We start from the raw sequence: 25,858 nt of genomic DNA, 5'->3' as shown, positions 1-25,858 counted from the left end.
CTTCTGAATTCTGGATTCTTGATAGCTTACGGTATTTCAGCGATGGCGAGCGTCACGTTGCCGCTCTTGATCTTTTTCAGCAGGAGCCGCCCGCCGTTGGATGCCAGCACCGCAGCCGGCTCGGCAACGCCGGTGGCGCCGATGGCCTCCAGGGCGTGGGCCGAGGGGGGTGACGGCACGGTGACGCTGTTCAGCTCCCCACTCTCGAAGAAGCGAAGGGGGAGGCCGTGCTCCCGGGCAAAGGCCAGAAGCCCTGCCTCGTCCTGCTTGGCCACGGCGCTCCCGATGCAGGCGACGCTCTTCAGGGAGAGGAAGAGGCGCTTCATCTGGGCGCCCACCACCGCTGCTATTTCCTCGGCCCCGGTGCCGCTGTTGCAGCCGATGCCGAGGGCCAGGTTGCGGGGGCGCAGGATGAGGAGGCTGTCCGCCTGGGCCTGGGGGGGGAGCCGTCGGTTGGTGACGAAGACAAAACCCTTGGCGCCGCTCTGGAGGGCCTCCACAAAGGTATCGTGGAAGGTGAGTCGCGCCGTGCCGTGGAAGGCGGTCCGCACCCGGTCGGTGGGGTCCACCACGGCGATCTCCTCCCCCTCAAGAATGAGCGCGTTCAGGGTCTTCACCCGACAGAGGTCGTCGATGGCCCACCCCTCCTCCTTGGCCAGCATATCAAAGGAAGGGAGATTGTTGGCGTCGGTGGCGGTGGTAATCACCTCCCGGGCGCCGGTCACGAAAGCACAGCGGCAGGCGAGCTCGTTGGCCCCCCCCAGGTGCCCCGAGAGAAGAGAGACGGCGAATTTGCCGGCATCGTCCATCACCACCACCGCCGGGTCCAGATCCTTGGCAACCAGGTGGGGTGCCACCATCCGGACCACGATTCCCGTGGCCATGATAAAGACAAAACCGTCGAAGGCAGGCCAGAGTTCCGCCACCAGTCCCTTGAGCTCCCCCGCAAAGGGAACGGCCCCCGTCCCTGCTTGCCCGGCGAATTTCTGCAGGACGTAGAGCTCCGCGCTTCCGAGCCCGTCCCGCAGCTGCGTGCCGAGCCGGGCGCCGTTGCGGGTTATGGCGATGATGGCGATGCGCAAAACATGCCTCCTTTGCCACAGAGGACACCGAGGTCACAGAGAAAACTAGGTAACGATCCCCTTGCGGAACTCGTGGGAAAATCCCTTGTCGTACAGGAGCGATTTGCTCTTGAGCCCTTCCCGGCGGGCCTTCAGCACATCCCCCACGAGGATGATGGCCTGCTTGCCGATACCGGCGTCCCGGACCTTTCCGGCGATGTCGGCCAGGGTCCCCTCCACCACGTGCTCGTCGGGCCACGACGCCCTGGACACCACCGCTACCGGAGTGGCCGGAGTGTAGGCCCCCTGCAGGAGCTCCGCCACCACCTGCTCCACCATGGAGATCGACAGGTAGATGACGAGCGTTGCCCCGATCCTGGCGATTTCGGTCAGCTTCTCCCGCTCCGGCACCGGGGTCCGCCCCGCAAGGCGCGTGATGACGACGGTCTGGGAGACTTCAGGGAGGGTCAGTTCCTGCCTGAGGGTGGCGGCGGCGGCAAAGGCGCTCGTCACCCCCGGCACCACGGCATAGGCAATACCGAGCCGGTCCAGCTCCGCCATCTGCTCCTGAATGGCTCCGTAGATGGATGGATCGCCGGTGTGGAGCCGCACGGCCCGCTTCCCGTCCGCCACCGCCTGGGCCAGGACCGCCGTGGTCTCCTCCAGGGTCATGGCAGCGGAATCGCACACCTCGGCATCGGGGGCGTAGGTGCGGACCAGCTCCCGATCCACGAGGCTTCCGGCATAGACCACCACATCCGCCTCCCGCAGAAGCCGGGCACCCTTTACAGTTATAAGTTCGGCATCGCCGGGACCGGCGCCGATGAAATGGACGATGGTCACTAAGGGCTCCTACTTTTTCACAATCAGCAGCGACAGGTAATCGAGCTTCTCCCCCACGAGCCGCTCCAAGTCGAAGATCACCTCTTCGTCGGCGGAACCGACCCGGCGGACAAATACCCCTTTCCGCTCCAGCCCCAACTCCTTCAACAGGGCGTAAATCCGGTCGAAGACCCGGTTCACCTTCATGAGGATGACGGTATCGAAGTCGGCGAAGGTCCTGCGCAGTTCGTCGTCCTCGTAGGTGGTGGGGAGGATGGCGATCCGCTCGGCGGCCATCCCCAGGGGGACGCCGGCAGCGGCAGCGGCGGCGTTGATGCTGGATATCCCCGGCACGATCTCGACAGGGATATCCGGGTAGCGCTCTTGAAAGATACGATAGAGGTAGAGGAAGGTGGAGTAGAGGAATGGGTCGCCGATGGTGATGAAGGCCACGTCCCTCCCCGCCCGCACCCGCGCGGCCACCTGGGCGGCCGCCTCGTCCCAGAACGCTTCAAGCCCCTCCTGGTCCTTGCGCATGGGAAAGACTTGGGGCAGCACCTCCTGGCGGGAGGGGTCGATGAGGTCCTCCACGATGGAGAGGGCGTAGCTGGCCGCATCGGCCGCACCAGTAGGGGCGCAGATGACGGCGGCCGAACGGATGATCCGCGCGGCCTTTCTCGTCAGAAGCTCGGGGTCGCCGGGGCCGACGCCCACGGCGTAAATCTTAGCGGTCATTCGTCACTCTTCCAGGCGGTGATGATATAGACAGGATTGTGGGACTCGAACATCTTGTACTCGGTGAGCCCCTTGGTCTTGGCCACGTTCACGCAGGCCACCTCCACCATGTAGCCGTGGTCCTCCAGAAACTCCACCGCCTTGGTGAGGGTGTCGAGGGTCACGGCGTTGAGGACGATGACCCCCTCGGACTTGAGGCGCCGGTCCACGGCATCGATGATCTCTTCCAGCATGCCGCCGGAACCGCCGATGAAGACCCGGTCCGGGTCCGGGAGATCGTCGAGCCCCTCGGGGGCGAAGGCCTCCACGAGGGTCACGTTGCGGGCCACGAACTTTTTCAGGTTATCGCGGATGAAGCCGAGGTACTGGGGATTCCTCTCCAGGGCGAAGATGCGGCCGTTGGGCATGAGATTCGATGCTTCGATGGAGACGGAAGCGCTCCCGGCGCCGATGTCCCACATAACGAGGTCATCCTGGAGCCGAAGCTTCGACAGGGTCACGGCCCGTACCTCCTGCTTGGTGATGAGCTTCTTGGCGGTGGCGAACTCGTCGTCGTCGATGCCGATGACCGGGTACTGGGCCAGCTGGGGTTCCCAGGCCTTGATGAGGATGAGGATGTTCAGTTCCGCCGCCGGCAGCTCCAGGAGCCCCTTCACGTCGGTCCTGGTGAACTTCTCGCCGGGGAGCCCCAGGTTCTCGCAGAGCCACGCCTCGTACCCCTCGGCACCCCGGGCGATGAGCTCCCGGGCGATGGCCGCCGGGGAGTTGGTCTTGTCGGTGAGGACCGCCACCTTCTCGGCGGCCACGATCCGGTCCACGGCCCCCTTGAGCCCCCGGCCGTGGACCGAGACGAAGATGGCGTCGTCCCACGGCTCCTTGATCTGGGCAAAGGCGTACTGGACGCTCGTCACGTTGGGGAAGATCTCGATCCGCTCCTTGGGAAGGTTGCGGAGCAGGAACCGGGCGATGCCGAAAAAGTTCGGGTCGCCGGAACCGAGGACCACGGTCCGCTTGTCGGTGCTCCTGAGCTGCTCCAGGAGGATGGAGAGGTCACCCAGCTCCTGCTTCTTCCCGGTGAAGTCGGAGAAGATATCCAGGTGCCGCTTGTGGCCGACGAGAACCTCAGCCTTGCCGATGACCTCCAGGGCCTTGGCGCCGAACCCTTCCCACCCTTCGATGCCTGCGCCGACAAGGTAGATTTTCTGGTGAGGCATGGGGGAACCTCCTTTATTAACCATCCAATCGTTGTGATTTCAGGAGCAGTTCGAGCTGCTCGAGGAGCCCGGGCATGGCACCCGTCACGACATTCCAGACTTCATCCGGGTCCACATGATCGTAGGCGTGGATCAGAATATCCCGCATGCCGGCGATCTTGCGCCAGGGGACATGGGGATGGTCATTTCGGAACTCCTCCGAGAGTCGCTTCGTCGCCTCCCCCATGACCTCGATCTGGCGTATGACGGCGGACTGGACCATCAGATTCGAATCGAAATTATTCTTGGCGATTCCAGCCAGGAAACTCCGGGCCAAACGAGCGGCTTCGATGATGTCAACGAGCGAAGCCAGGTCACGCGGCTTCATAGAAGATCTCCGCTGACTCAAGAATGGCTTTGCGCCGCACTTCGTTCCGGCTTCGCTCTATCCCCTTGCGGCTCACGAGATCCACGCTCCGGCCGAAGATCGTCTGGAGCTCGTCCTGCATATCCACATGGTCGAGCAGGGTCCATGCGGCGTCCGGGGCAAAGGAAATCAGCACGTCAACATCGCTGTCGGGCCGGAAATCGTCGCGGAGCACCGAGCCGAAAAGTGAAAACTCCGTGATCTTCCACCGCTGGCAGAATTCTATGATTCTGTCTCGCGGGATATGGATACGAGGCTCTGTCATGACATTCTCCCCGACGAAGGTTTCCATGCCGAAATTTTACCCGAAATATAGCACCGTTGAATCGTACCCTGCCAGCAAAACCTTGATGTCGAGGGAAGGGGCCAGGCGCCGGGCCGCATCACGGGCCCGGGTACAGACGAGCTCCATGAAGAGCGAGTCGTTACCCGACTCCTCCAGCACCTGGCGGGCGGTGTTGTACCGGGACCAGGGGCCGGGGACCGGGGACCGGGAACCCAATTCGTGAAGCCACTCCGCCAGCATTTGCAGATCCAGCTCCGAGGAGGAGACGTGGGTCTGCTCGTGGCCGCAGGCAATCTTGAGGAGCTTGGCGAACTGCCCCACCAGGATAACGTGACGCACCCCCTTGCGGGCGCAGGCCCGGAGCGCGTACCCCACGTGGTCCCCCATCATCACATAGGCCTCTTCGGGCAAGGTTTTCCCGGTCCCCGGTCCCCGGTCCCCGATCCCGGCATGTATAGCCACCAACTCGCTGGTCCTCCCCGTGGAGAGGACAATCGTTTCGCAGCCGCAGGCCCGGGCCACGTCCAGGGCCGCATCGAGGGTATCGGTCCAGGCCTTGGCGGAGATGGGGCGCACGATGCCGGTGGTGCCGAGGATGGAGAGCCCCCCCACGATGCCGAGGCGGGCATTGAGGGTCTTCTTCGCCAGTTCCTCGCCGTTGGGGATGGAGATGGTGACGTGGAGAACCTGGGGAAGGCAGACGACGGAGAACTCTTCCTTCACCCCCTCGGTGATCATCCGCATCGGCACCGGGTTGATGGCCGGATTCCCCACCCCCACCCCGAGCCCCGGTTTGGTCACCGTGCCGACCCCCTTCCCGCCATCCACGAAGACCATGGTCCGGGCGCCGGAGCGGTTCAGGGGCTCGCGCCGGACCCGGGCGTGGATCTCGGCGCCGTTGGTCACGTCGGGGTCGTCCCCCGCGTCCTTCACCACGAAGCAGGAGGCGGCGCTGTCATCGAATTCCTGGCCATGGAGGCGAAAAGCGACCCGCTCTCCTTTGGGAAGGACGAGCTCCACCTCCTCCACGGGACGCTGCTCCCGGAGCATCCGGGCTGCCCCCTTGGCGGCGGCGGCGGCACAGGCGCCGGTGGTGTAACCGTGACGGAGTGGTTTCGTGTTCATGGAACGTGGCCGGCAGGAGTCACCCTACCCCGCCTCCTCCGCCAGGATCAGGAGCGCATTCACCACGGCAGCGGCCACGTTGGACCCCCCCTTGCGCCCCCGGTTGGTGATGAAGGGGATGTCGGGAAACTCATCCTCCAGGGCCAGAAGGGCCTCCTTGCTCTCTGCGGCCCCCACGAACCCCACCGGCAGCCCCACGATCAGCGCCGGACGCACCCCTTCCTCGCGGATGAGACGCAACAGTTCGAAGAGGGCCGTGGGGGCGTTGCCGATGACGAAGATGCCGTTCCCTCCGTCTGCCGCACCCTTGCGCATGGCCACAATAGAACGGGTAATGCCGAGCGCCTTCGCCTCCCGGGCCACCTCCGGGTCGGCCACGAAGCAGGCGGCGCCGAGGCCGAAACGCTTGAGCCGCGGCTTGGCTATCCCCGACAGGGCCATGGTGGTGTCGGTGACGATCCCCCGCCCTTGTCGCAGGGCCGCCACGCCACGGGCAACGGCCCGGGGGGAGAAGACCATGGTGCGGACGTAGTCGAAATCGGCGCTCGTGTGGATCGCCCGCCGCACCACCGGCCACTCGGCAGGCCCCCAGTGATGGGTTCCCACTTCTTCATCGATGAGGCGGAACGATTCGGCCTCGATCTCCTCGGGGGCGAGGTGGACCGACATCAGTGCCACCCCGTGGCGGTGAGGGCCTCGGCGATCCGCTCCACTTCCACCTCGGCCAGCTTGCGGTGAACACCAAGGTGCGGCCCCATGGCGAATTCGACTTTGGGGTAGCGCTCCCGGGCCTGGGCCATCTCCTCGGGAAGGTCCTCCTGGACGTGGGCCCCCACGAAGAGGAAGTAGGGCATCAGCAGCACCCGCCTCGCCCCTTTCGCCACGCAAGCGTCGATCCCCTCCTGGATGTTGGGAAGGTGCTGTTCCCGGAACGACACCTCAACGATGTCGTAGCCGGTCATTTCCTTTACCATGGCGGCGATCTCCCGCACGGCGTTGTTAGCCTCGGCAATGCGGCTCCCGTGGGCCATCAGTAAAATTGCGGTTTTCATGAGCACTCCATTCTTTGCCACAGAGATCACAGAGGACACAGAGAAAAAGGAAACAAACTCCGTTTTCCAAGACTCATGGGCCAAAAGCCATTCTCTGTGCGCTCTGTGTCCTCTGTGGCTAATGTTTTTGCAGTATTTCCACGATCTCCCGCCGGGCCTCGCCAATGGTGAGAGGAAGCCGCCGGAAGGGAAGGCCGTCCTCGTGCTTCAGCCGGTGAATCAGCTCGGCGATGTGGGGAAGCCGCAGCTTGACGCTTTCCAGTTCGGCTGGTGCGGTGAAGACCTCCTCGGGGGGGCCACTCCGGACGATCTTCCCCCGGCTCAGGATGTGGAGCCGGTGGAGGAAAAGGGGGACCAGATCCACCGAGTGGGTCGCCATGACGACGGTCACCCCCTGGTCGCGGTTGAGCCGCGTCAGGAGCTCCATCATCCGGTACTCCCCCATGGGATCGAGGCCGGCGGTGGGCTCGTCCATAAGGAGCACCTCATGCCCCATGGCCAGGAGCCCGGCAATGCAGACCCGCTTCTTCTGGCCGTAGCTGAGGGCGTGGATATTCTTGCCGGCCAGCTCCCCCATCTCCACCGCGGCCAGAGCCTCCTCCACCCGCCCCTTCACCGCCGCCTCCCCAAACCCCATGTTGCGGGGGCCGAAGGCCACATCCTCGAAGACCGTGTGGGCGAAAAGCTGGTCGTCGGGATTCTGGAAGACGAGCCCCACGGTCCGGTAGATATCCCGGGGATGGAGCTTCCGCACGTCCCGGCCGTCCAGGAGCACCTGGCCATCGTAATCCTTGACGAGGCCGTCCATGATCCTGAGAAGGGTCGTCTTCCCCGACCCGTTGGAGCCGAGGATGCCGCAGAATTCACCCTTTCCCACCTCAAACCGGATGTCGGCCAGGGCCCGGGTGCCGTCGGGGTAGGTGAAGGCCCGAATATCCACGGAGAGGCGCGCTATAGCCACCGCAACATCCCCATGGCCGCCACGAAGAGAACCGATGCAGTCGCCTCCTCGGCCCTGAAAGGACGGTGCTTCAAGAGGGGAAGGTTCCCGTCGTACCCCCGCTGCACCATGGCGGTGGTGATGGTCTGGCTCGTGTCAAAGGCCTTGATGACCAGGGCGCCGGCCAGCATCCCGAAGGAGCGCAACCCCCGCCGGAAACCGGCGTAGCCAAGGCGGTTCCGCTGGGCAGCGTAGACCACCTGGGCGTCGTCGAAGAGGACGAAGAGGTAACGCCAGGCAAAGAGGGCCACATCGATGAGCCCTTGGGGAACCCTCAGCCACGCGAGCGCTGCCATGAGGTCGGTGAAGGGGGTGGCGAACCCCACCGCCGCCACCACCGCCACGGCGCCGGCGATCCGGGCCGCGATGGCGCCCCCCTCGGCGAGGCCGTCGCGGTGGGCCACGATCTCCAGGCCGAAGGGATGGACGCTGAACAGGGGCTCGGTGCCACTGAAGAAAGTTTTGAGGAGGAGCACCACCGCCGCGATGAAAAGGGGCTCGGCAAACCGCACGAGGATCAGCTGCGCCGGTACTCCCAGCCAGAGGCAGAGTGCAAGGCCCAGGGCCGCCGCCAGGAGCGGAAAGGCGAACCCCGTGCAGCTGACCACCATCACGAGAAGCGCCAGGGCCGAAACGAGCTTCACGCGGGGGTCGAGCAGGGTGACGGGATTTGGGGTCGATACGGGGTGCGAGAGTCGGTGCATGGTTATGGTTCTCCCCGCTTCGAACCGTTCCCTTTTTCCGTGACGAGCATCCGCCACCAGTATCCCGCCGCGAATCCCCCAACGGCACCGGCTGCCAGGAAAGCGAAAAGCAGAAGGTCACCCTGGTCGGTATTAATGAGGGGGGCATGGGCTCTCCGCCCCTGCTCCCTGGCGATTTTTTCCACCACTGTCTCGTCGACCCCCGGCCACTTGTCGCCGGCGGCCGCCCAGCCGCCCAACACTACACCACCCCAGAGTACCGCAACCAGCAAAAAAATCCTCACGCCGCCACCTCTTCGGCCCGGAGCACCCGCATCTTCACCAGCAGGTCGGGCCGCTTGCGGGAGAGGAGCACCACCATACCGGCGGTCATGGCCCCTTCGAGAATCCCCAGGGGAAGCTGTGTCGGGATGAAGGCCACGGCAATCTTCAGAAAAAGGGGGATAAAGGGCTCGCTTCCCCGGATACCGGCGGCCAGCTCCCCGGAGGTGGCCAGATAGGTGGCCCAGTCGGCAAGAAGCCCCGCCGCGAACCCCGCCACGGCAAGGCTCGCCCTCACCCGGCGCATCCCCTGGAACACAAACCACCCCGCGAATGAGCCCACCACTCCCATGGAAACGATGTCGGCCCCCAGGGTCGACAGCCCCCCGTGGGCCAGGAGGAGCGCCTGAATGAGGAGTGCCACCGCGGCGATGGCCACCGACACGAAGGGTCCCACCAGGATGGCCGAGATACCGGTACCGCAGGGGTGGGAACAGGTGCCGGCGCTGGGGACCGGGATCGGCATGCAGGAGATGATAAAGACCACCGCCGCCATGAGCCCCACCAGCGGCTTCATGGAGAGGTCGTCCCGGGAAAGCTCGTTGAGCCGCCTGAGCCCCACCGCCAGGAATGGCACCGCCACCGCGAACCAGAGCGCAGCCCAGCCAAAGGGGAGGATTCCCTCGGAGATGTGCATGGCATGGGCGGGAGAGGCCATAATAAGGAGCACGCACCCTATAAAAAGCACCGTTTTCATGACAACCTCAATAAACCTTCTTTCAACACGGAGAGAGCCAATAGCGGCGCCACCCACATATTTTACACATGCGAGAATTGCAGGTAGCACCTTGGATAATTCACATAGCACGGCTCTTTTCTCTGTGCTCTCCGTCTCTCCGTGTTATTCGCGACTTAAATCTTATCCCCCCGCAGATCCGCCGCAAAAAGCTTCCCCGCCCCGCGCGAGGCGCAGAAGTCGCCGCACATGGTGCAGGTGGCCTCGTCCTCGGGGGTGCGGCTGGCACGGATGGCTTTGGCATCCTCCGGGAAGAGGGCCAGCTCGAACTGCTTCTTCCAATCCAGGTCGCGGCGGGCCTTGGACATCTCCTTGTCCCGCTCCCGGCCCCGTTCCGGGTACTTGTTCATGTCGCCGATGTAGGCCGCGATCTTCGCTGCCTTCACCCCCTGGCGGACATCCTCCTCGTTGGGGAGGGCCAGGTGCTCGGCCGGAGTGATGTAGCAGATGAGGTCGGCGCCGTAGCGGGAGGACTGGGCCGCGCCGATGGCGGCGGTGATGTGGTCGAAGCCGGGGGCCACGTCGGTGGAGATGGGACCCAGCATGTAGTAGGGGGCGCCGCCGCTCATCCGCTTCTGGAGCTGGATGTTCCCCTCCACCTCGTCGAGCGGCACGTGCCCCGGCCCCTCCACGAGCATCTGGCACCCCATCTCGCGCCCCAGTTCAGCCAGCTCGCAGTTAATGAGGAGCTCCTGGATCTGGGCCCGGTCCGAGGAGTCGTGGATGGCGCCAGCCCGCAGCCCGTTCCCCAGCGAGAGGACCGTGTCGTATTTCCTGAGGATCGAAGTTACCCGGTCGAATTGCTCGTAGAGGGGATTTTCCCGCCTGTTGGCCATCATCCAGGCCACCATGCTGACCCCCCCCTTGGAGACGAGGCCGCCGTAGCGGTACCCCTGCCGCTTCAGGCGCTCGATGGTATAGAGGTTGATGCCGCAGTGGACCGCCATGAAGGCCATGCCGTCCTCGCACTGCTTTTCGATCAGGTCGAAGAGCATCTCCGGATCCAGTTTATTGGGATCACCGTACTTGCGGGCCGCCTCGCAGAAGGCCTGGTAGAGGGGGACGTTCCCCACGGGGAGATCCACGGCGGCGATCACCTCCCGCCGCACCCGGTCCAGATCGCCCCCCACGGAGAGCTCCATGAGGGTGTCGGCCCCCGCCTCCTGGGCGGCCAGGGCCTTCCGCACCTCGGCCCCATAGTCGATGATGTCGGAGGAGGTACCGATGGAGGCGTTCACCTTGGTGCGCAGTCCCTTGCCGATGCCGACGGCCCGGGGCTTGCGGCTGTGGTTGCCGGGGATGACGATCTTCCCTTCGGCGACCATCTGCCGGACATAGTCGGGGGAAACGTGCTCTTCGGCTGCCACGGCCATCATCTGGGAAGAAATGGTCCCTTCGCGGGCGATTTCGATCTGGGTTTTCATGAATGGCTCCTTTGTGCGTAGTTTCGGCAATGGTTCACGAACGCCTCCGCCATATCCGGGCAACTCCCGAAGTGGATATGGACGTAGGAGGCAAGACAGTTCCGGTGGCGATACCCTTCCGTCCCCAAGTCGATGCCGGCCCGGCGCACCCGGTAGAGGCGCTCCACCTCGGGGGGCATCGCCTCCATCTCCGAGTAGTGGAACTCGTGCCCCCGGGCCATGGCGCCAACGGGGCCGATGATGGAGTCTGCGGCAAGCTCCACCTCCCGATACCCCAGGGCCTTGCGGCGGGGGAGCATCAGGGTGGCGACGGGGAAGATGCCGACAAATTCGTTGAACGATTCCAGATCATCCCGCATGCCAGTCACCCCCCGGGAAAGGTAGATGAACCCGCCGCACTCGGCATAGACCGGCATCTCCCCGACCACCGCCCCGCGCACCGCATCCTTCATGGGGGTGTTGTCTGCCAGGACGTCGGCGAAAACCTCCGGGTACCCGCCGGGGAGGTAGAGCCCCGCAACCCCTTCGGGAAGCTCCCTGTCGGCCAGGGGAGAGAACTCCACCAGCTCCGCGCCGGCCTCACGCAGGAGCCGCAGATTGTCCTCGTAGACGAAGCAGAAGGCGGCATCGCGGGCAACGCCGATCCGGACCGGTTCCCGGCGCGGCGCATCCTGCCGCCTCTTTACATCAGACGCCCCCTGAAGGGTGGCCACGCTCCAGAGCATCCCCAGATCCACATGCTCCCGGACCACCTCCACGAGGTGATCGAGAAACTCCGCCGGGAGGGGGTTCTCATCAACGGTAAAGAGCCCCAGGTGCCGCGAGGGGATGGAGAGGCTCTCGTCGCGGGGGATGCACCCCAAAACCCGCACGTCGGGGAGATGACTTTCCACGGCCTCCCGCAGGATGCGGCCGTGGGCATCGCTCGCCACGTTATTGAAGATGACCCCCACGACCCTCACCTCGGGGTCGAAATCGGCAAACCCCTTCACCAGGGCGGCGACGCTGCGGGCCTGCCCCTTGGCGTCCGCCACAAGGACCACCGGCCCCCCCAGGAGCTTCGCCACCTCCGCGGTGCTCCCCTCGTCCGACACGCCGCCGATGCCGTCAAAGAGCCCCATGACCCCCTCGACGACAGCGATGTCGGCGCCGGCGGCGTGGTGAAAGAAGGTCTCCTGCACGAAGTCGCCGCCGCACATCCAGCCGTCCAGGTTGACGGAGGGACGGCCGCAGATGAGACGGTGATAACCGGGATCGATGAAGTCGGGCCCCACCTTGAAGGGGGCCACCGTGAGTCCGCGCCGCTTCAGGCACTCCATAATGCCGAGGGTGATGGTCGTCTTGCCCGACCCGCTGTGGGGCGCTGCGATGATGATTGATTTCATGACGTCAGCCGTTCACCAGCTTCACGACGGTGTTGCCGTCGGCGAAGTAGTCAATGATGTTCAGGCAACAGTAGGTCTGCTCGATGGCAAAAAGGCTCGAAAGGGGGGCGCCGATGGCGTTCAGGAGGATGATCCGGTTCACCCCGCCGTGGGCCACCACGAGGACTTCCTCACCCCGGTGGCGCTCCACGATGTCATTGATGACCGGCATCACCCGGCCGTGCACGTCGAGAACACTTTCCCCCTGGGGGACCCGGTAGTTGACGATGTCGTCGAGCCGGGCCTGCCACTCTGCAGGATACTGCTCCATAAGCTCGGGCCAGCTCTTACCCTCCCAGATCCCCACCCCCATCTCCCGCAGCTCCGGTTTTCGCACCGGGGTGAGACCCAGGTGGGAGCCGAGCACCTCGGCCCCCCAGGCGCAGCGCCGGAGATCGCTCGTGTAGAGGGCCGTTATGGGGGCGTCCGCAAAGCGCTCCTTGATGGCGTGGTACTGGCTCCGCCCCCGCTCCGAGAGGGCCACGTCGGTATGGCCGTTATAACGACGCACCGGCCCGGCCCCTTCAACTTCGCCGTGGCGGATGAGATGAATCCGTGTTTTTGGTGTCATGTCGCTTTCCTTACATCTTCTGCATGCCCACAATAATCAGCAGGCAGATAATTTCGTTCAACTCACTGGCACAGCCGATGACATCGCCGGTCACCCCGCCGAGGCGCCGGTGGGACCAGGCCTTTGTCCCGGCCGTGAAGAGGGAGAGGACCGCCCAGCAACCGATCCCCTTCATGCCGAGAAGAAAATACGTCGCAGCAAGAGTTATGGCCCCAGCCACCAGAAGCTGTGTCACACCGGCACCGGCGATACAGGCGGCGCCGAGGCCGTCCTCCCGAGCCCGCCGGGAACCGACGGTCATCTGCACCTGGGCGAAGCGGGCCACGGCCGGGAAGAAGAAGAGGACCTGGCGCTTCACCTCGGGGGAAAGGGCCAGGAGGGCCTGGTACTTGAGGAGAAGCCCCAGCACGAGCCCCACCACCCCCACGGCGCCGATGCGCGAATCCTTCATCACCGCCAGGAAACGGTCCCGGCTCCCCCGGGCAGCCAGGCCGTCGCAGACATCGGCGAGCCCGTCGTGGTGGAGCGCCCCGGTCATGGCCGCCAGGAGCGCCACCAGGAGGAGGTCCTCAATCGGGCGGGGCAGAACCTCCGCCAGGAGAAAGTCAGCCCCGGCCAGGAGCCCGCCTATGGTGAGCCCCGCCAGGGGAAAGAACGCCATGGAGCGCCCCAGGTCGTTCTCCTCCCAACGGAGGGTGAACGGCAGGGGGATGATGGTCAGGAACTGGAAGGCGATAAAGAAAAGGCGGGGACTGGGGACCGGGGACCGGGGACCGGTAAAAAACCTCTTCTGCTCATGCGACTTCAGCATATTCATGTTCCTGATCCCGTTCATCGGTTGGATAAAGGTTTTCCCAGTCCCTGGTCCCCGGTTACTGGTCCCGGCCTTTTTCCACGCCGGCCTCCGCGAAGGTGGCCATTTCTTTCAGAATCTTGACTCCCGCTTCGATGAGCCCCATGGCCAGAGCCGCTCCGGTCCCCTCGCCGAGGCGCAGGTGCAGATCGAGGATCGGTTCCGCGCCGATCCGCTCCAGCATGAACCGGTGGCCGATCTCCACCGACTCGTGGGCCGCGAAAATGTACTCCTTCACCGTGGGGCAAAGCTCACAGGCAATGAGGGCGCCGGCCGTGGAGATGAAGCCGTCCACCACCACCGGAATCCGATTGGCGGCGCAGCCGAGGACAAGGCCGGCGATGCCGGCGATCTCCAGCCCCCCCACCTTGGCAAGGACGTCGATGGGGTCCTTCGGGTCGGGGCGGTTCACGGCAAGGGCCTGCTCGATGATCGTGACCTTCTTCGCCAGTGCGGCGTCATTGATGCCGGTTCCCCGGTGGGTCACGTCGGCGACGGTTTTCCCGGAGAAGGCGGCGATGATGGCCGATGCCGCCGTCGTGTTGCCGATTCCCATCTCCCCGGTACCCGCCATGGCAACTCCGTCGGCCTTGCAGCCGCAGGCCAGTTCGATCCCCGCTTCCAGGGCCGTCACGGCCTCCTCCCGGGTCATGGCCGGCCCCTTCGCCATGTTGCGGGTACCGCGGGCCACCTTGCGGTCGATGAGGCCAGGGGTGTCGCCGAAATCATGGTCGATCCCCATGTCCACCACGAGGACATCGGCACCCACGTGGTTGGCAAGGACGTTGATCCCGGCTCCCCCCTTGAGGAAATTGAAGACCATCTGGACCGTCACTTCCTTCGGGAAGGCGGAAACCCCCTCCTCCACCACCCCGTGGTCGGCGGCGAAGGTGAAGATCGCTTTCTTCGCCGTAGAAGGGTCCAGGCTCCCGCTAATGGCCACGGTGCGCCGGGCGAACTCCTCCAGGCGGCCGAGGGAGCCGATGGGCTTGGTCTTGTTGTCGAGCCGCGCCTGGGCCTGGGCCATGAGGCCGGCGTCCACGGGACGGATATTTGACAGGGTTTCGGTCAACAGGGTCATAGAGTACCTCTTTTCAAGATTATTCGTAGGGGCGCCGCTTGCCGCGCCCTTCTTCAACTGCACAAAGGGTGCGGCAAGCAGCGCCCCTACACATTCACTTCAATCTCAACGGCAGTCCGCTGAAGGTTACGTAAACCTCGCCGGCCGCGGCGGCGATCATCTCGTTGGCCTCTCCGGCCAAGTCGCGGAACTGGCGGGCAAGCCGGTTCTCGGGAACAATCCCCATCCCCACCTCGTTGGAAACGAGGACCAGCGGGGTCGTGAGCTGAGGGAAAAGCGACGTCAGCTCTTTGACTCGCGCCACACACCGGGCAGGGTCGTCGCAGGCAAGAAGGAGATTCGTGAGCCAGAGGGTCACACAGTCCACGAGGATGGCGCTGAAGCGGCCGTCGTTCTCCCGGAGGACGCCGGCAAGATCAAGCGGCTCTTCGATGGTGGTCCAGTCGTCACCCCGCCGCTGCCGGTGGCGGGCAATCCGCTCCGCCATCTCCCCGTCGCCGGCGGTTCCGGTGGCCAGGTAGCCCAGGGGGGCGCCGAACCCCCCCGAGATGCGCTCGGCCAGCCGGCTCTTGCCGCTGCGGCCCCCCCCGGTTATGAAAATCACTGGCGCCATAAATGAAAAACCCCGCCTCCTGAAGGGAAGCGGGGTCCAAAAACCGGTGAAAAGCCGAACGCCGGGCCTCGGAGCCTCTTCCACGGAGGTCCTGTGAAGCTGACGGTCAGGCAGGTTTCCTGGCTCACGGATCACTTTACTCGCCGCGCCTTCCCGGGGTTTCATCATGGAAACCAGATCAGTGGCATCGTTGCGGCTTTCATCACCGTTCACAGTTGCGGGACAGCAAGGGAGTCGCACCCTTTTCCCTTTTACCTTCTGCCATGAGGCAAAAGCACCTGAACGTAAAATGTATTTTGTTGTACCGCTAGTTCTAGCATAGGGGGCGACTGAATGTCAACGGCTGAAACGGAGTGCCATTCACTCACCCGACTCCTCCGCCTCCTCCTGGCCAGCGGCCAGCATCACCTCGATCCGCGCCCACACCTCGTCGCGCCCCTCCTTGGAGAGGGCGGAGAAAAAGGCCATCTCGTCCCGGGCGAGACCCAAGGTACGGGTGATGATCGCCGCCTGCTTGGCCCGCTCATTCTTGGACACCTTGTCGCACTTGGTCACCACCACAAGGACGGCGACGTTGTAGGCCCGCAGCCACTGGAGCATCAACTGATCCTCCTCCGTGGGCTCCCGGCGAATGTCGACGATGAGGACTACGCAACTCAGGTTGGGGCGAGTGGAGAGGTAGGTCTCCACCATGGGGCCCCATTCCTTCTTCACTGCCAGGGGTACCTTCGCGAACCCGTAGCCGGGCAGGTCCACCAGCATGAGGCTCCCGTTGACCCGGAAAAAGTTGATGAGTTGGGTCCGACCGGGGGTGGAACTGGTCCTGACGAGCCCCTTGCGATTCACGAGGACATTGATGAGTGACGATTTTCCGACATTGGAGCGACCGGCAAAGGCCACCTCCGGGAGTTCCGGCGGCGGGTAATGGGCCGGCCTGGTGCCGCTCGTGACGAATTCTGCGCTTGATACCTTCACCGTTATCTCCCTGTCAGAGCTTTGTTGATGCCGGGTACAGTCATACCATCTCGGCGGGTTCCGCGCAATCGGATAGAGGTATGGGCGAGGTATTTGCAACGTACGGTGAGAGACTTTTTTCGCCGCACATTCGCCACACGCGACAGGTAATATACCATGAACAAAGAACTTGAAACCCTCATCATGTCCGCCGTCGACCTTCCCACGATCCCCGTAGTGGCCACCAAGGTCATCGAACTGATCGAGCAGGAAGACGTCACCATCGAAAAACTGGCCACTGCAGTCTCCTCCGACCCGGCTGTGGCTGCCCGCATCCTCAAGCTCTCCAACTCGGCCTACTACGGCTGCCAGCGGCAGATCAACACCCTCTCCGCCGCCATCATGCTCCTGGGCTTCAAGACCCTGAAGAGCCTCGTCATCGCCGCATCGCTCAAGCAGCTCAACAGGCGGTTCGGGCTCACGGAGAAGATGCTCTGGGAACATTCCGTCGGCGCGGCCCTGGCGGGAAGGGTCATTGCCACCCAGGGAAGGTTCATCAACGAGGAAACGGGCTTTCTGGTGGGGCTTTTCCACGACCTTGGCAAAACCATTATGAGTAACCGCGACCCCCAGAAGTTCCAGGGGGTGATGATGCGCTGCTACAACGAAGGAATCCCTTTCGCGGAGGCGGAGCGGAGCGTTTACCCGTACTCCCATGCCGAAGTGGGTGCACTGGTCATCCGGAAGTGGAACTTCCCCGAGTCCCTCTCCACCGCCATCATGCACCACCATCAGTTCGGGAGCGCCCCCATCACCGACCAGTACGACCTCTTCCTCACCGCCACGGCGAGCCTGGCCAACAAGTTCTGCAAGAAACTCGGGATCGGCGACCGGGATGCCGACGACGACCTGAACCTGACCAATGCACCCGAGGCAATGCTCCTCGGCTTCACTTCCGATACAGCGGAAAAGGCATTGGCAACGTTCCAGGAAACCTTCGAGGAGAACAAGAGTTTCTTCCTGAACGATTGATGTTAATCGTCAATGGCAACAAAAAACCGCCATAGGCGGTTTTTTGACGCAAACACATATATGAAGTCAGACAAAAAACCGCCCGCTGCCTCAGCATAATCATTTCGCAAAGTTACACTTCAGACAACCAGAACGCAGCATCGCCTCAGACCGGCAATCATCAAGAAAACAAATCCCTGCGTCTGGAATCTTACACTTGTTCTCTGATGATCAACCCCTTGAGCTCATCAAGGGCCTTCGCTATTTTCAAAGCCTCTTCAGACGGGATCTGCCTGATCACGTCGCCGCTCTTGCGGTCAACGACCTTCAGCACTACCCTCTCGGAATCCTTGTCGATAGTGAACTTAAGATCGCGGGTGAACGACTCGATGAATTCGTTGATCCTGTCGGCCGCCGCCTTAGCCCGCTCTTCCTGCTCAGCAGGCAACAACTCCTTCAGGGCCGTTTTCGGCAGCTCGACGGGAACTTCCTTGTTCCGTTCTTCCGCCTGGGAAGGCTTAAGCGGCTCCGCCACGGTTGCTCCCCCCGGCACTACCCTGGCCACATTGGAAAATTCCACGTTCATGGGGCTCCTCCTTGACAACTGATATCCCTTATGAACCGTATCGGCCGGCCCGGCAAAATCTTGAATATTTTTTTGCCGCTCAAATCCTCTACCTTCCCGAAAAATAGTTATTTTTTATGTAATACCCGGTAAACTGTGCATATTTATCAATCCCTGTATGGCATGACAGTTGCTGCCCCACATATGGCTTTCTCTAAAGTATTTCGCAATGCAACCGAAATGAAGAGAGAGAGCTGCCACTATCCCTTCTCGACAAAAGGTGCCCCATGATCAAGCTGACACGCCTCGATGGAAGCGAATTCCTGGTAAATCCCGACCTGATTGAAGCCGTTGAAGAGACTCCGGACACCCACATCACCCTTGTCAACGGCAAGAAGTATCTCGTGCTGGAGAAGGCTCCCGCAATCGTCGACAAGATCGTCACGTTCAAGGCGCTCGTCCTCCATCGGGCCAATCCGGGCAAAGCAAAAAAATACCTTTTCCGCAAGAAGATGACGATCTACCGTCTCTGCTGCCCCCTTGAGGACTGAATCTTGCACAACCCTACACTTCAATTACTTTTCTTACGGGACCACTAACGCATGGATATCGCGACAATCATCGGTTTGGTAATGGGCTTCGGGGCCGTGATCGGAGGCGCACTGATAGAGGGGCTGCACTTGGGCGCCCTCATCCAGCCGACTGCAGCACTCATCGTACTTGGCGGCACCTTCGGAGCCGCCTTCGTCAGCTATCCGATGAAGACCATTATCGGGGCGGTCAAGGACATCAGGAAAGTCCTCTTTCCTGCCCAGCACGACCCCGAGAAGGTCATCAAGGAGATCATCGGCTACGCGGCCAAGGCCCGGCGTAACGGCCTCATCTCCCTGGAGCAGGAGGCCCAGAACGTCAAGGACGCCTTCACCAAGAAGGGAATCTCCCTGGTGGTAGACGGCATCGACCCCCAGAAACTGCGGGAAACCCTGGAGATCGAGATCGCCTACTACGAGGAGCACTCCAAGCAGAGTGCCGAGTTCTTCGAGGCGGCCGGCGGCTATGCACCCACCATCGGTATCATCGGCGCCGTCCTCGGTCTCATCCACGTCATGGCGAACCTGTCGGACTCCTCCAAGCTGGGTGCCGGCATCGCCGTTGCCTTCGTTGCCACCATCTACGGCCTCATGACCGCCAACATCGTCTGTCTCCCCTTCGGCACCAAGATCAAGCACGGCATCAAGGAAGAACTTATCTGCAAGAACATGATCATCGAAGGGCTCATCGCCATCCAGAACGGCGAAAACCCCCACTTCATCGAGCAGAAGCTGAAGGCCTTCATTCAGGAAGGCGACGAGAAGAAAGGGAAATAATCGCCCATGGCAAAGCCGAAGAAAGAAGAAAAACACGTTAACCACGAACGGTGGCTCGTCTCCTACGGCGACTTTCTCACCCTTCTCTTTGCCGTGTTCGTAGCACTCTATGCCATGGGACAATCGGACAAGAAGAAGGTGGAACAGGTCATGATGTCCCTGCGGGAATCCTTCGGCTTCACCACTATCCAAGGCTCCGCGGCCAAACCGGTGGTGATCGACTCCACCGACATGCGGATCATCCCCACCATCACCCCCGACCTCATCAACAAGGGACGGAGCCAGGGACAGAAGATGGGGGGGAGGGCACGGGCGGAAGAAAAGGATTTTCGGGCCATCAAGGCAGCCATGGAGGCCTACCTGGTCAAGCAGGGGGCCCAGGCCAAGGTCAGCGTGGGGATCACCCAGAGGGGACTCGTGGTGAGCCTCAAGGAGGCGGGATTCTTCGATTCGGGAAGCGCCATCGTGCGCGAGAGCGCCTATCCCCTGCTCGCCAAGGTGGCGGAATCATTGGCCGGCTATTCCAATGCGGTCAGAGTTGAAGGGCACACCGACACCATGCCCATCAGTTCTCCCCTCTTCCCCTCCAACTGGGAGCTCTCCACGGCGCGGGCCACCAACATCGTCCACTTCCTGACCAAATCCTACGATTTCCAGCCGTCCGCCATCTCGGCCGCCGGCTTCGGCGAATATCGCCCCATTGCCGACAACGCCACCGCCGAAGGGCGGTCAAAAAACCGCCGGGTCGACATCGTGCTCCTCTCGGGCGAAGGGGAAAAAGCGGAGCCGGAAACGACGCAAAAACCGTAACGGCTGCGGATACGCACGCAAAAAGGGCCGGGGAGATTTCTTCCCGGCCCTTTTTGCGTGCAAACGACGCCGACTGCCCGTTTATTATCGAACCCGCTCGTTCTTTGCCATGAGCTCGCGCCGCTGCTCATTGAAGAGGTAGGAGATAATCGCCTCCCGGTCCCGGTCAACAATCATGACGAACTTGAGTGACATGGAGTAGTGCTGGCCCGGCTCCCGGCTCAGGGTTATCTCCTGGCAGCGGAGCGCCTCGGCGACCACATAGATGACGCGGGGCTGAGGAAGCGGCAGAAAGAGGGTCAGCTTCACGAGGGTCCCCGATTCCACCAGACGGGAAACCCGCAAACGCATCCCCCCGCCACTCAGGTTAGTCCTCACCGGAACAACGTCCTCGCCGTCCCAGTCAACGACCTTTGGGCCGTCACTGGTGGGCACCATCTCGGGGGGACGGCAGAATACCTTCCGGTCCGAGTTCCAGTCGGCCTCCGCATCCTCGGGGGCAACAGTATCGAGCACCTTGTAGAGTACCGGAAGCGACACGTCAAGCCGGAAGTACTCGCGCCGCTGGGTCTCCTTGACCTCACCAACCAGCCGGATGGAAAACTGACGGTCATCACGGACCGTCTCGACCTTGGCGTCACAGCGGCACAGGGCTCCGCCGGTCCAGACCGACACCCATGTCTCGGCCCCCACCTGCACCGCTCCCCGCGGCGGCTGTTCATTGCCGTACAGTTCGAGCCAGGCGAGGTCCCCCTTGAGGGAAGTGATGGCGGCAGTACCGTCGAATGATCCGCCTCCACCGAGACGGACGGCAACATTGATCTTCTGGAGCTCTTCAAAGTAATTGCTGTATTCCGTCGACATCTACAGGGAATCCTCAAGGAAAATGTAAATGAGCAGCAATCCGGGGCACCGGATTCATAGCATACTGTATTTTATCGGCATCATGCGACATTTCTTTAGTTCCATACTTGCCCCCCCGTGTCAAGAGATACTAATCCTTGACCACTCCGCACCCCCATCGAGAGTCAAAATTCAGTCATCCGTCGTTTTTCATTGAAATCGCGGCAGATTTCCAACACAAAATCCCCTCAATAACAGACGGTTTTCCAGCGACAACACCGCCTCGTTTCTGTTATTTTGACACACCACTACCGGCACCGTACTTGCAAGACCCCACAACAACCCAACACAGCGTATCTCCCACACGATTACAGCAACCAACGGAGCGGACATGCTTACAGGAAAATCCATTCTCGTTACCGGGGGCACCGGATCATTCGGCAAGAAATTCATCGAGACAATCCTCACCTCGTACCCCGAGGTAAAGCGGATCGTGGTCTTCTCCCGGGACGAGCTGAAGCAGTTCGAGATGGCACAGCAGTTTCCGCCCGACAGGTACCGTCAGATACGCTACTTCATCGGCGATGTCCGCGACAAGGATCGTCTCTATCGGGCCTTCGAGGGGATCGACATCGTTGTCCACGCCGCAGCCCTTAAGCAGGTGCCCGCCTGCGAATACAACCCCTTCGAGGCCATCAAGACCAACATTCTCGGCGCCCAGAACATCATCGAAACAGCACTTGAGCAGGGAGTAACGAAGGTTGTAGCGCTGAGCACCGATAAGGCCGCCGCCCCCATCAACCTCTACGGTGCAACTAAGCTCTGCTCCGATAAACTTTTTGTGGCGGCCAACAATTTCCGGGGGAAAAACGAGATCAAATTCTCGGTGGTCCGGTACGGCAACGTAATGGGAAGCAGGGGAAGCGTCATCCCCTTTTTCCTGAAGAGGAAACGCGAAGGGGTGCTGCCCGTCACCGACGAACGGATGACCCGCTTCAACATCACCCTTGAAGACGGGGTCAAACTGGTGCTCAAGGCCCTGGACATCATGTGGGGAGGGGAAATTTTCGTCCCCAAAATCCCGAGCTACCGGATCCTGGACGTGGCCAAGGCCGTCGACTCCGGTTGCCGGATCGAGATCGTCGGCATCAGGCCGGGGGAAAAGCTGCACGAGGAGATGATCACCACCACCGATGCCCTGAACACCATTGAGTTCAAGGACTACTTTGTCATTCTCCCCTCCATGGCGTTGTGGAATACCGAGCAGTTCACGAATCATTTCGGCGGGCGTCACTGCGCCGACGGGTTCGCCTACAACAGCGGCACCAACAGCGACTGGCTCAGCGTCGAGCAGCTGAGGGAGTTGATCTACACCCACCTCAACCCTGACATCAACCGCCGCAAGGACGATTTCGCATGAGAAGCGCTCCGATTCCCTACGGCCGCCAGAGCATCAGTCCCGCCGACATCCAGGCCGTCGTCGACGTTCTCAATTCCGACTGGCTCACCCAAGGCCCCACAGTGGAGCGCTTCGAGCAGACCGTGGCCGGCTACTGCGGCACCGCCCATGGCGTGGCAGTGAACAGTGCCACCTCGGCCCTCCACATGGCTTGCCTCGCGGCGGGGCTCGGTCCCGGCGACATCCTCTGGACCTCCCCCAACACCTTTGTGGCCTCCGCCAACTGCGGGCTCTACTGCGGCGCCACCGTGGACTTCGTGGACATCGATCCCCGCACCTACAACATGAGCGCCGAACGGCTGGAGGAGAAGCTGGAGCGGGCCGCACGGGAGGGGAAGCTGCCGAAGGTGGTGATCCCGGTCCATTTCGCGGGGCAGTCGTGCGACATGGAGGCCATCGGCCGCCTTGCCGGGCGGTACGGTTTCACCGTCATCGAGGATGCCTCCCACGCCATCGGCGGACGGTACAAGAGTGAACCGGTCGGCAATTGCCGCCATTCCGCCATGACGGTCTTCAGCTTCCACCCCGTCAAGATCATCACCACTGGCGAAGGGGGGATGGTCCTGACTAACAGCGCGGAACTGCACGAGCGGCTGGTCCGGCTCCGCAGCCACGGCATCACCCGCGACCCGGCCCTCATGGCGGGAGAATCCCACGGCCCCTGGTACTACGAGCAAATCGAACTTGGGTTCAACTACCGGATGACCGACATCCAGGCGGCCCTGGGGGTGAGCCAAATGACGCGGCTGGATGAGTTCGTGGAGAGACGGCACCACCTGGCGAAGCGGTATGACGAGGCACTTCGCGATGACCCGTTTGTTCTGCCGTTCCAGCATCCCGATAGCTACTCCGCTTTTCACCTGTATGTCATTCGCCTCCAGGCTGGAGAGCCCGGCAGCGGACACAAGGGGCGGAAAGAGGTGTTCGAGGCTCTCCGGCAGCGTGGCATCCTGGTTAATGTTCATTACATCCCTGTGCATATCCAACCCTACTATCGCGCAAACGGTTTCGATGCAGGAGATTTCCCTCAAGCGGAGCAGTATTACCGGGAAGCGATCACTCTGCCGCTCTATGCCGGCCTCGCCGAGATCGACCAGGACCGGGTCATAACAGCACTCCAGGAGCTTCTATGCCCCCCTTCGGCGCCGAAATAACCGGATGGGCAAGAACAAATACGAGGAGGTCGACTAACGCATGAAAATTGCAATTTTCAGGACATCCGGGGTTATTGCCCCTTTCGTCATAGATGGATACATCACCGGATTTCGCGAAGCAGGCCATGAAGTTTGGGGAATCGACCTGACTACGGAAGGACTCGACTTTACCAAACTACGCTCTTTTCAGCCTGATTTCGTTCTTGCCTATGGTTACAATGGGTTCTGCAAATCCCCCAACGGTTATGCCCTCCGCGAATTGGGAATCCCGCTGGTCTCGCTCCATTACGATTGTCCCTATCTAGCGAGAAACGATGGACTCTCCGACGAGATCAACAATTTCCCGGAATATTATTATGAATTCGTCTGGGATGATAGTTTTCTGGAGTTGCTTCGGAATGACGGGACGGAGAACTGCGACCATATTCTTTTGGCAACTGATCCTACCTGGTTTCACCCAATCGCACTCGACTCTCCCTGCATAGAATCTTCAGTCTGTTTTGTCGGTGGAGTATCGGCTCACGTTGAACAGAACTGTGTAGGGATAGAACTCGTAGACAAATTCATTGACGAGGTAATCTATTCCAAGCTCCATAACATGGAAGTTCCCACATTTGAAATCTGCAAACAGTTTTTTTCAACCCCGGAGTATCGCGCTGTCCATCAGGTGTACACGACTGAACCCGCCAGTTTCTGGCAGATGATCTATTACAAGATTCACGGCAAGGGCAGCACTGTCATGAGGAAATATATCCTCGACAGCATTGAAGGCGTGGATCTGCACATTTATGGCGGAGGGAATGGTTGGGACAAACCGAACGCCATTTTCCATGAAAAAGTTCCCTACGGCACTGAACTGTCAAAGGCATTCCAGCAATACGCATTGAATCTTAACATCTCTTCCCTGCAGCTTGAAAAAGCCATCAACAATCGACCGTTTGACGCTTACGCATCCAAGGCATTCATGCTGAACGATTACCGGGACGACATGATTCGGGCTTTTCCTGCGCACTGGGAAGAGATCACCTTCAGAAATCTCGACGAATTTGCGGAGAAAGGTGAGTATTTCCTTACGCATGCGCAGGAGCGGCGAGAACTGGTTGCCGACCTGTACGATCATACCCTCCGCCACCATACCTATCGGCACCGGGCCGACCAGATAGTGGAAAAACTTGCAGCGATCAACTTTTTGAACCGCCCGCAACAACCAAAAACTCAAACGTCGCGCAGCATACTGGCAATAGATGAAGATAACTATGCCGATTACTGCAAAGACTTGAACACATGCCCTGTTTGTGGAGGCACGGAATTCAATTTAAAGTTTTCGTTCCTGGGCCATGAAGATTACAAATCTACCTTTGATCAATGCATGGATTGCCAGGCGGTCTTTCTCAATCCTTGCCCCACAGATGAATACCTGACCAAATTTTACAATGAGATTTACTATTCCCCCCAACACAGACAGAAAATGGGATGGGATCCGAATCTGGACACGCCAAATCCAAACTCGTTTTTTCTCCATCAGCGACGGATGGATTTTGTCGAAAAGTATGTTCCAGAAGAGTTGAAATTCCCCCGAGGCAAATTACTGGACATTGGCTGCTCCACCGGGGCGTTCCTCTGGGAAGCCAGCCTCAGGTATTGGGATGTATGCGGCATCGAGATTTCAGACAAAGCCGCAGAAGTTGCGCGAGAAAAGTATGGTTTGGCGGTAACCACGGGAACACTGCTCGAATCCAGCTTTGACGACGAAACTTTTGATGTTGTCACCGCGTGGGATGTCCTCGAACATATTGCAAATCCTGCACCTTTTCTAACCATTCTCCGCAGAATTCTCAAGCAAGGGGGGCTCATCCTGCTCAATACGCCCAACATAAATTCGGCCGATGCCGCATATGCCGGCGAGCAATGGCGTCATCTCGACGCCCCCCTCCATCCCGTGCTCTATGATTTCATCTCGATAAGAATTCTATTGAAAAAGTATGGATTCCAGTGTCTTGAAGTGAGTTCTGGCGACGAATATCACGGACAGATGAAAATTGCTGCACGGAAAGCATGAACAGGTCAAACATTATTGACCTCCAGAAGACTCTCAAGACTCTCAACCCTGCTGGCAGCCCCTTGATCTTCGCAAAGGGCATTGCCTCGAGACGGGAAGCTTCTGTGGAGAAACCATTTTGCCTTTTCTTCTCGCCCGACTGAAGAGTGTAGATAAGGAGCGGGTATAGTGATATTTCAAAAGGCTCTTGAACCAATTACAGGCCGAC

At 61.2% G+C, this 25,858-nt stretch carries 28 protein-coding genes, 1 pseudogene and 1 riboswitch; of the genes and pseudogenes, 7 read left to right on the top strand and 22 right to left on the bottom strand.

Translation table 11 applies throughout. The features are described 5' to 3' along the window. Window positions 1-26: 26 nt before the first annotated feature. From GMET_RS02420 to yihA, 20 genes and pseudogenes are all read right to left on the bottom strand, one after another. Entirely contained in the window at window positions 27-1,082 is a 1,056-nt protein-coding gene (locus GMET_RS02420) for a cobalt-precorrin 5A hydrolase (RefSeq protein WP_004513853.1), read from the bottom strand. 45 nt (window positions 1,083-1,127) lie between these two features. Beyond that, a complete protein-coding gene (cobM, locus tag GMET_RS02415; protein WP_004513852.1) occupies window positions 1,128-1,904 on the bottom strand; it encodes a precorrin-4 C(11)-methyltransferase in 777 nt (258 codons plus the stop codon). Between the two features lie 9 nt (window positions 1,905-1,913). Next, a complete protein-coding gene (gene cobI, locus GMET_RS02410) occupies window positions 1,914-2,618 on the bottom strand; it encodes a precorrin-2 C(20)-methyltransferase (RefSeq protein WP_004513851.1) in 705 nt (234 codons plus the stop codon). Next, a complete protein-coding gene (locus tag GMET_RS02405) occupies window positions 2,615-3,832 on the bottom strand; it encodes a bifunctional cobalt-precorrin-7 (C(5))-methyltransferase/cobalt-precorrin-6B (C(15))-methyltransferase (RefSeq protein ID WP_004513850.1) in 1,218 nt (405 codons plus the stop codon). The genes cobI and GMET_RS02405 overlap by 4 nt, the downstream gene beginning before the upstream one ends. 16 nt (window positions 3,833-3,848) lie before the next feature. After that, window positions 3,849-4,199 (bottom strand): HepT-like ribonuclease domain-containing protein, encoded by a 351-nt coding sequence (locus tag GMET_RS02400; protein WP_004513849.1) that lies wholly within the window; start codon window positions 4,197-4,199, stop codon window positions 3,849-3,851. Continuing rightward, window positions 4,186-4,503 (bottom strand): nucleotidyltransferase family protein, encoded by a 318-nt coding sequence (locus GMET_RS02395; RefSeq protein ID WP_004513848.1) that lies wholly within the window; start codon window positions 4,501-4,503, stop codon window positions 4,186-4,188. The genes GMET_RS02400 and GMET_RS02395 overlap by 14 nt, the downstream gene beginning before the upstream one ends. Window positions 4,504-4,539: 36 nt before the next feature. Further along, entirely contained in the window at window positions 4,540-5,649 is a 1,110-nt protein-coding gene (locus GMET_RS02390) for a cobalt-precorrin-5B (C(1))-methyltransferase (protein ID WP_004513847.1), read from the bottom strand. A gap of 24 nt (window positions 5,650-5,673) precedes the next feature. Further along, window positions 5,674-6,318: a precorrin-8X methylmutase gene (locus GMET_RS02385; protein ID WP_004513846.1), complete on the bottom strand. Its 645-nt coding sequence runs from the start codon at window positions 6,316-6,318 to the stop codon at window positions 5,674-5,676. Beyond that, window positions 6,318-6,701 (bottom strand): sirohydrochlorin chelatase, encoded by a 384-nt coding sequence (locus tag GMET_RS02380; RefSeq protein ID WP_004513845.1) that lies wholly within the window; start codon window positions 6,699-6,701, stop codon window positions 6,318-6,320. Before GMET_RS02380 ends, GMET_RS02385 begins: the two co-directional genes overlap by 1 nt. Window positions 6,702-6,819: 118 nt before the next feature. Continuing rightward, window positions 6,820-7,662: an energy-coupling factor ABC transporter ATP-binding protein gene (locus GMET_RS02375; protein WP_004513844.1), complete on the bottom strand. Its 843-nt coding sequence runs from the start codon at window positions 7,660-7,662 to the stop codon at window positions 6,820-6,822. Beyond that, complete coding sequence (cbiQ, locus tag GMET_RS02370) at window positions 7,653-8,405, bottom strand: cobalt ECF transporter T component CbiQ (RefSeq protein ID WP_004513843.1); 753 nt, start codon at window positions 8,403-8,405, stop codon at window positions 7,653-7,655. The genes GMET_RS02375 and cbiQ overlap by 10 nt, the downstream gene beginning before the upstream one ends. Before the next feature lie 2 nt (window positions 8,406-8,407). Then, a pseudogene (locus GMET_RS18945) lies at window positions 8,408-8,626 on the bottom strand (cobalt transporter); the annotation flags it as partial. 59 nt (window positions 8,627-8,685) lie between these two features. Then, window positions 8,686-9,423 carry an energy-coupling factor ABC transporter permease gene (locus tag GMET_RS02360; RefSeq protein WP_004513841.1) on the bottom strand — a complete coding sequence of 246 codons (738 nt, stop codon included), beginning with the start codon at window positions 9,421-9,423 and terminating at the stop codon, window positions 8,686-8,688. 155 nt (window positions 9,424-9,578) lie between these two features. Continuing rightward, on the bottom strand, window positions 9,579-10,886 hold the full coding sequence (gene thiC, locus GMET_RS02355) for a phosphomethylpyrimidine synthase ThiC (protein ID WP_004513840.1): 1,308 nt from the start codon (window positions 10,884-10,886) through the stop codon (window positions 9,579-9,581). After that, window positions 10,883-12,271 carry a cobyrinate a,c-diamide synthase gene (locus GMET_RS02350; protein ID WP_004513839.1) on the bottom strand — a complete coding sequence of 463 codons (1,389 nt, stop codon included), beginning with the start codon at window positions 12,269-12,271 and terminating at the stop codon, window positions 10,883-10,885. Before GMET_RS02350 ends, thiC begins: the two co-directional genes overlap by 4 nt. A 4-nt stretch (window positions 12,272-12,275) precedes the next feature. Continuing rightward, a complete protein-coding gene (gene cobC, locus GMET_RS02345; protein ID WP_004513838.1) occupies window positions 12,276-12,881 on the bottom strand; it encodes an alpha-ribazole phosphatase in 606 nt (201 codons plus the stop codon). 10 nt (window positions 12,882-12,891) lie between these two features. Continuing rightward, window positions 12,892-13,692, bottom strand: coding sequence for an adenosylcobinamide-GDP ribazoletransferase (cobS, locus tag GMET_RS02340; RefSeq protein WP_004513837.1), 801 nt, complete (start codon window positions 13,690-13,692; stop codon window positions 12,892-12,894). Between the two features lie 61 nt (window positions 13,693-13,753). Then, entirely contained in the window at window positions 13,754-14,815 is a 1,062-nt protein-coding gene (cobT, locus tag GMET_RS02335) for a nicotinate-nucleotide--dimethylbenzimidazole phosphoribosyltransferase (protein WP_004513836.1), read from the bottom strand. 94 nt (window positions 14,816-14,909) lie between these two features. After that, window positions 14,910-15,428: a bifunctional adenosylcobinamide kinase/adenosylcobinamide-phosphate guanylyltransferase gene (cobU, locus tag GMET_RS02330; protein ID WP_004513835.1), complete on the bottom strand. Its 519-nt coding sequence runs from the start codon at window positions 15,426-15,428 to the stop codon at window positions 14,910-14,912. Window positions 15,429-15,519: 91 nt separating this feature from the next. Beyond that, window positions 15,520-15,725, bottom strand: a riboswitch (cobalamin riboswitch). A gap of 63 nt (window positions 15,726-15,788) precedes the next feature. Then, window positions 15,789-16,403, bottom strand: a complete 615-nt coding sequence (yihA, locus tag GMET_RS02325; RefSeq protein WP_004513834.1) for a ribosome biogenesis GTP-binding protein YihA/YsxC — start codon at window positions 16,401-16,403, stop codon at window positions 15,789-15,791. A 156-nt stretch (window positions 16,404-16,559) separates the two neighbouring features. Between yihA and GMET_RS02320 the strand changes: the two genes are divergently transcribed. Next, the gene (locus GMET_RS02320) at window positions 16,560-17,414 is read left to right on the top strand and encodes an HDOD domain-containing protein (protein WP_004513833.1); all 855 of its coding nucleotides are present in this window, start codon (window positions 16,560-16,562) and stop codon (window positions 17,412-17,414) included. Between the two features lie 190 nt (window positions 17,415-17,604). Here the strand turns inward: GMET_RS02320 and GMET_RS02315 are convergent, their stop codons facing one another. Next, window positions 17,605-17,979 carry a flagellar protein FlaG gene (locus GMET_RS02315; RefSeq protein WP_004513832.1) on the bottom strand — a complete coding sequence of 125 codons (375 nt, stop codon included), beginning with the start codon at window positions 17,977-17,979 and terminating at the stop codon, window positions 17,605-17,607. Between the two features lie 266 nt (window positions 17,980-18,245). Between GMET_RS02315 and GMET_RS02310 the strand changes: the two genes are divergently transcribed. Genes GMET_RS02310 through GMET_RS02300 form a run of 3 tightly spaced genes read left to right on the top strand, consistent with a single transcriptional unit; the run spans window position 18,246 to window position 20,135 of the window. Beyond that, window positions 18,246-18,509 (top strand): flagellar FlbD family protein, encoded by a 264-nt coding sequence (locus GMET_RS02310; protein WP_004513831.1) that lies wholly within the window; start codon window positions 18,246-18,248, stop codon window positions 18,507-18,509. A gap of 51 nt (window positions 18,510-18,560) precedes the next feature. After that, complete coding sequence (locus tag GMET_RS02305; RefSeq protein WP_004513830.1) at window positions 18,561-19,325, top strand: flagellar motor protein; 765 nt, start codon at window positions 18,561-18,563, stop codon at window positions 19,323-19,325. A gap of 6 nt (window positions 19,326-19,331) precedes the next feature. Continuing rightward, window positions 19,332-20,135 carry an OmpA/MotB family protein gene (locus GMET_RS02300; RefSeq protein WP_004513829.1) on the top strand — a complete coding sequence of 268 codons (804 nt, stop codon included), beginning with the start codon at window positions 19,332-19,334 and terminating at the stop codon, window positions 20,133-20,135. A gap of 84 nt (window positions 20,136-20,219) precedes the next feature. Here the strand turns inward: GMET_RS02300 and GMET_RS02295 are convergent, their stop codons facing one another. Further along, a complete protein-coding gene (locus GMET_RS02295) occupies window positions 20,220-20,999 on the bottom strand; it encodes a PilZ-like domain-containing protein (protein ID WP_004513828.1) in 780 nt (259 codons plus the stop codon). Between the two features lie 370 nt (window positions 21,000-21,369). On the opposite strand from GMET_RS02295, the gene pseB reads away from it, so the two are divergent. The 3 genes from pseB to GMET_RS02280 are packed head-to-tail and all read left to right on the top strand — an operon-like array spanning window position 21,370 to window position 25,650. Continuing rightward, entirely contained in the window at window positions 21,370-22,398 is a 1,029-nt protein-coding gene (pseB, locus tag GMET_RS02290) for a UDP-N-acetylglucosamine 4,6-dehydratase (inverting) (RefSeq protein WP_004513827.1), read from the top strand. After that, window positions 22,395-23,591 carry a UDP-4-amino-4,6-dideoxy-N-acetyl-beta-L-altrosamine transaminase gene (gene pseC / locus GMET_RS02285; RefSeq protein ID WP_011365672.1) on the top strand — a complete coding sequence of 399 codons (1,197 nt, stop codon included), beginning with the start codon at window positions 22,395-22,397 and terminating at the stop codon, window positions 23,589-23,591. The genes pseB and pseC overlap by 4 nt, the downstream gene beginning before the upstream one ends. Before the next feature lie 40 nt (window positions 23,592-23,631). After that, entirely contained in the window at window positions 23,632-25,650 is a 2,019-nt protein-coding gene (locus GMET_RS02280; RefSeq protein WP_004513824.1) for a glycosyltransferase family protein, read from the top strand. The last annotated feature ends 208 nt before the right edge of the window (window positions 25,651-25,858 follow it).

It is taken from the genome of Geobacter metallireducens GS-15, from assembly GCF_000012925.1.
Classification (GTDB): domain Bacteria; phylum Desulfobacterota; class Desulfuromonadia; order Geobacterales; family Geobacteraceae; genus Geobacter; species Geobacter metallireducens.
Note: the sequence above shows the minus strand (reverse complement) of the source record. Positions and strands in the feature narration are given on the sequence as shown.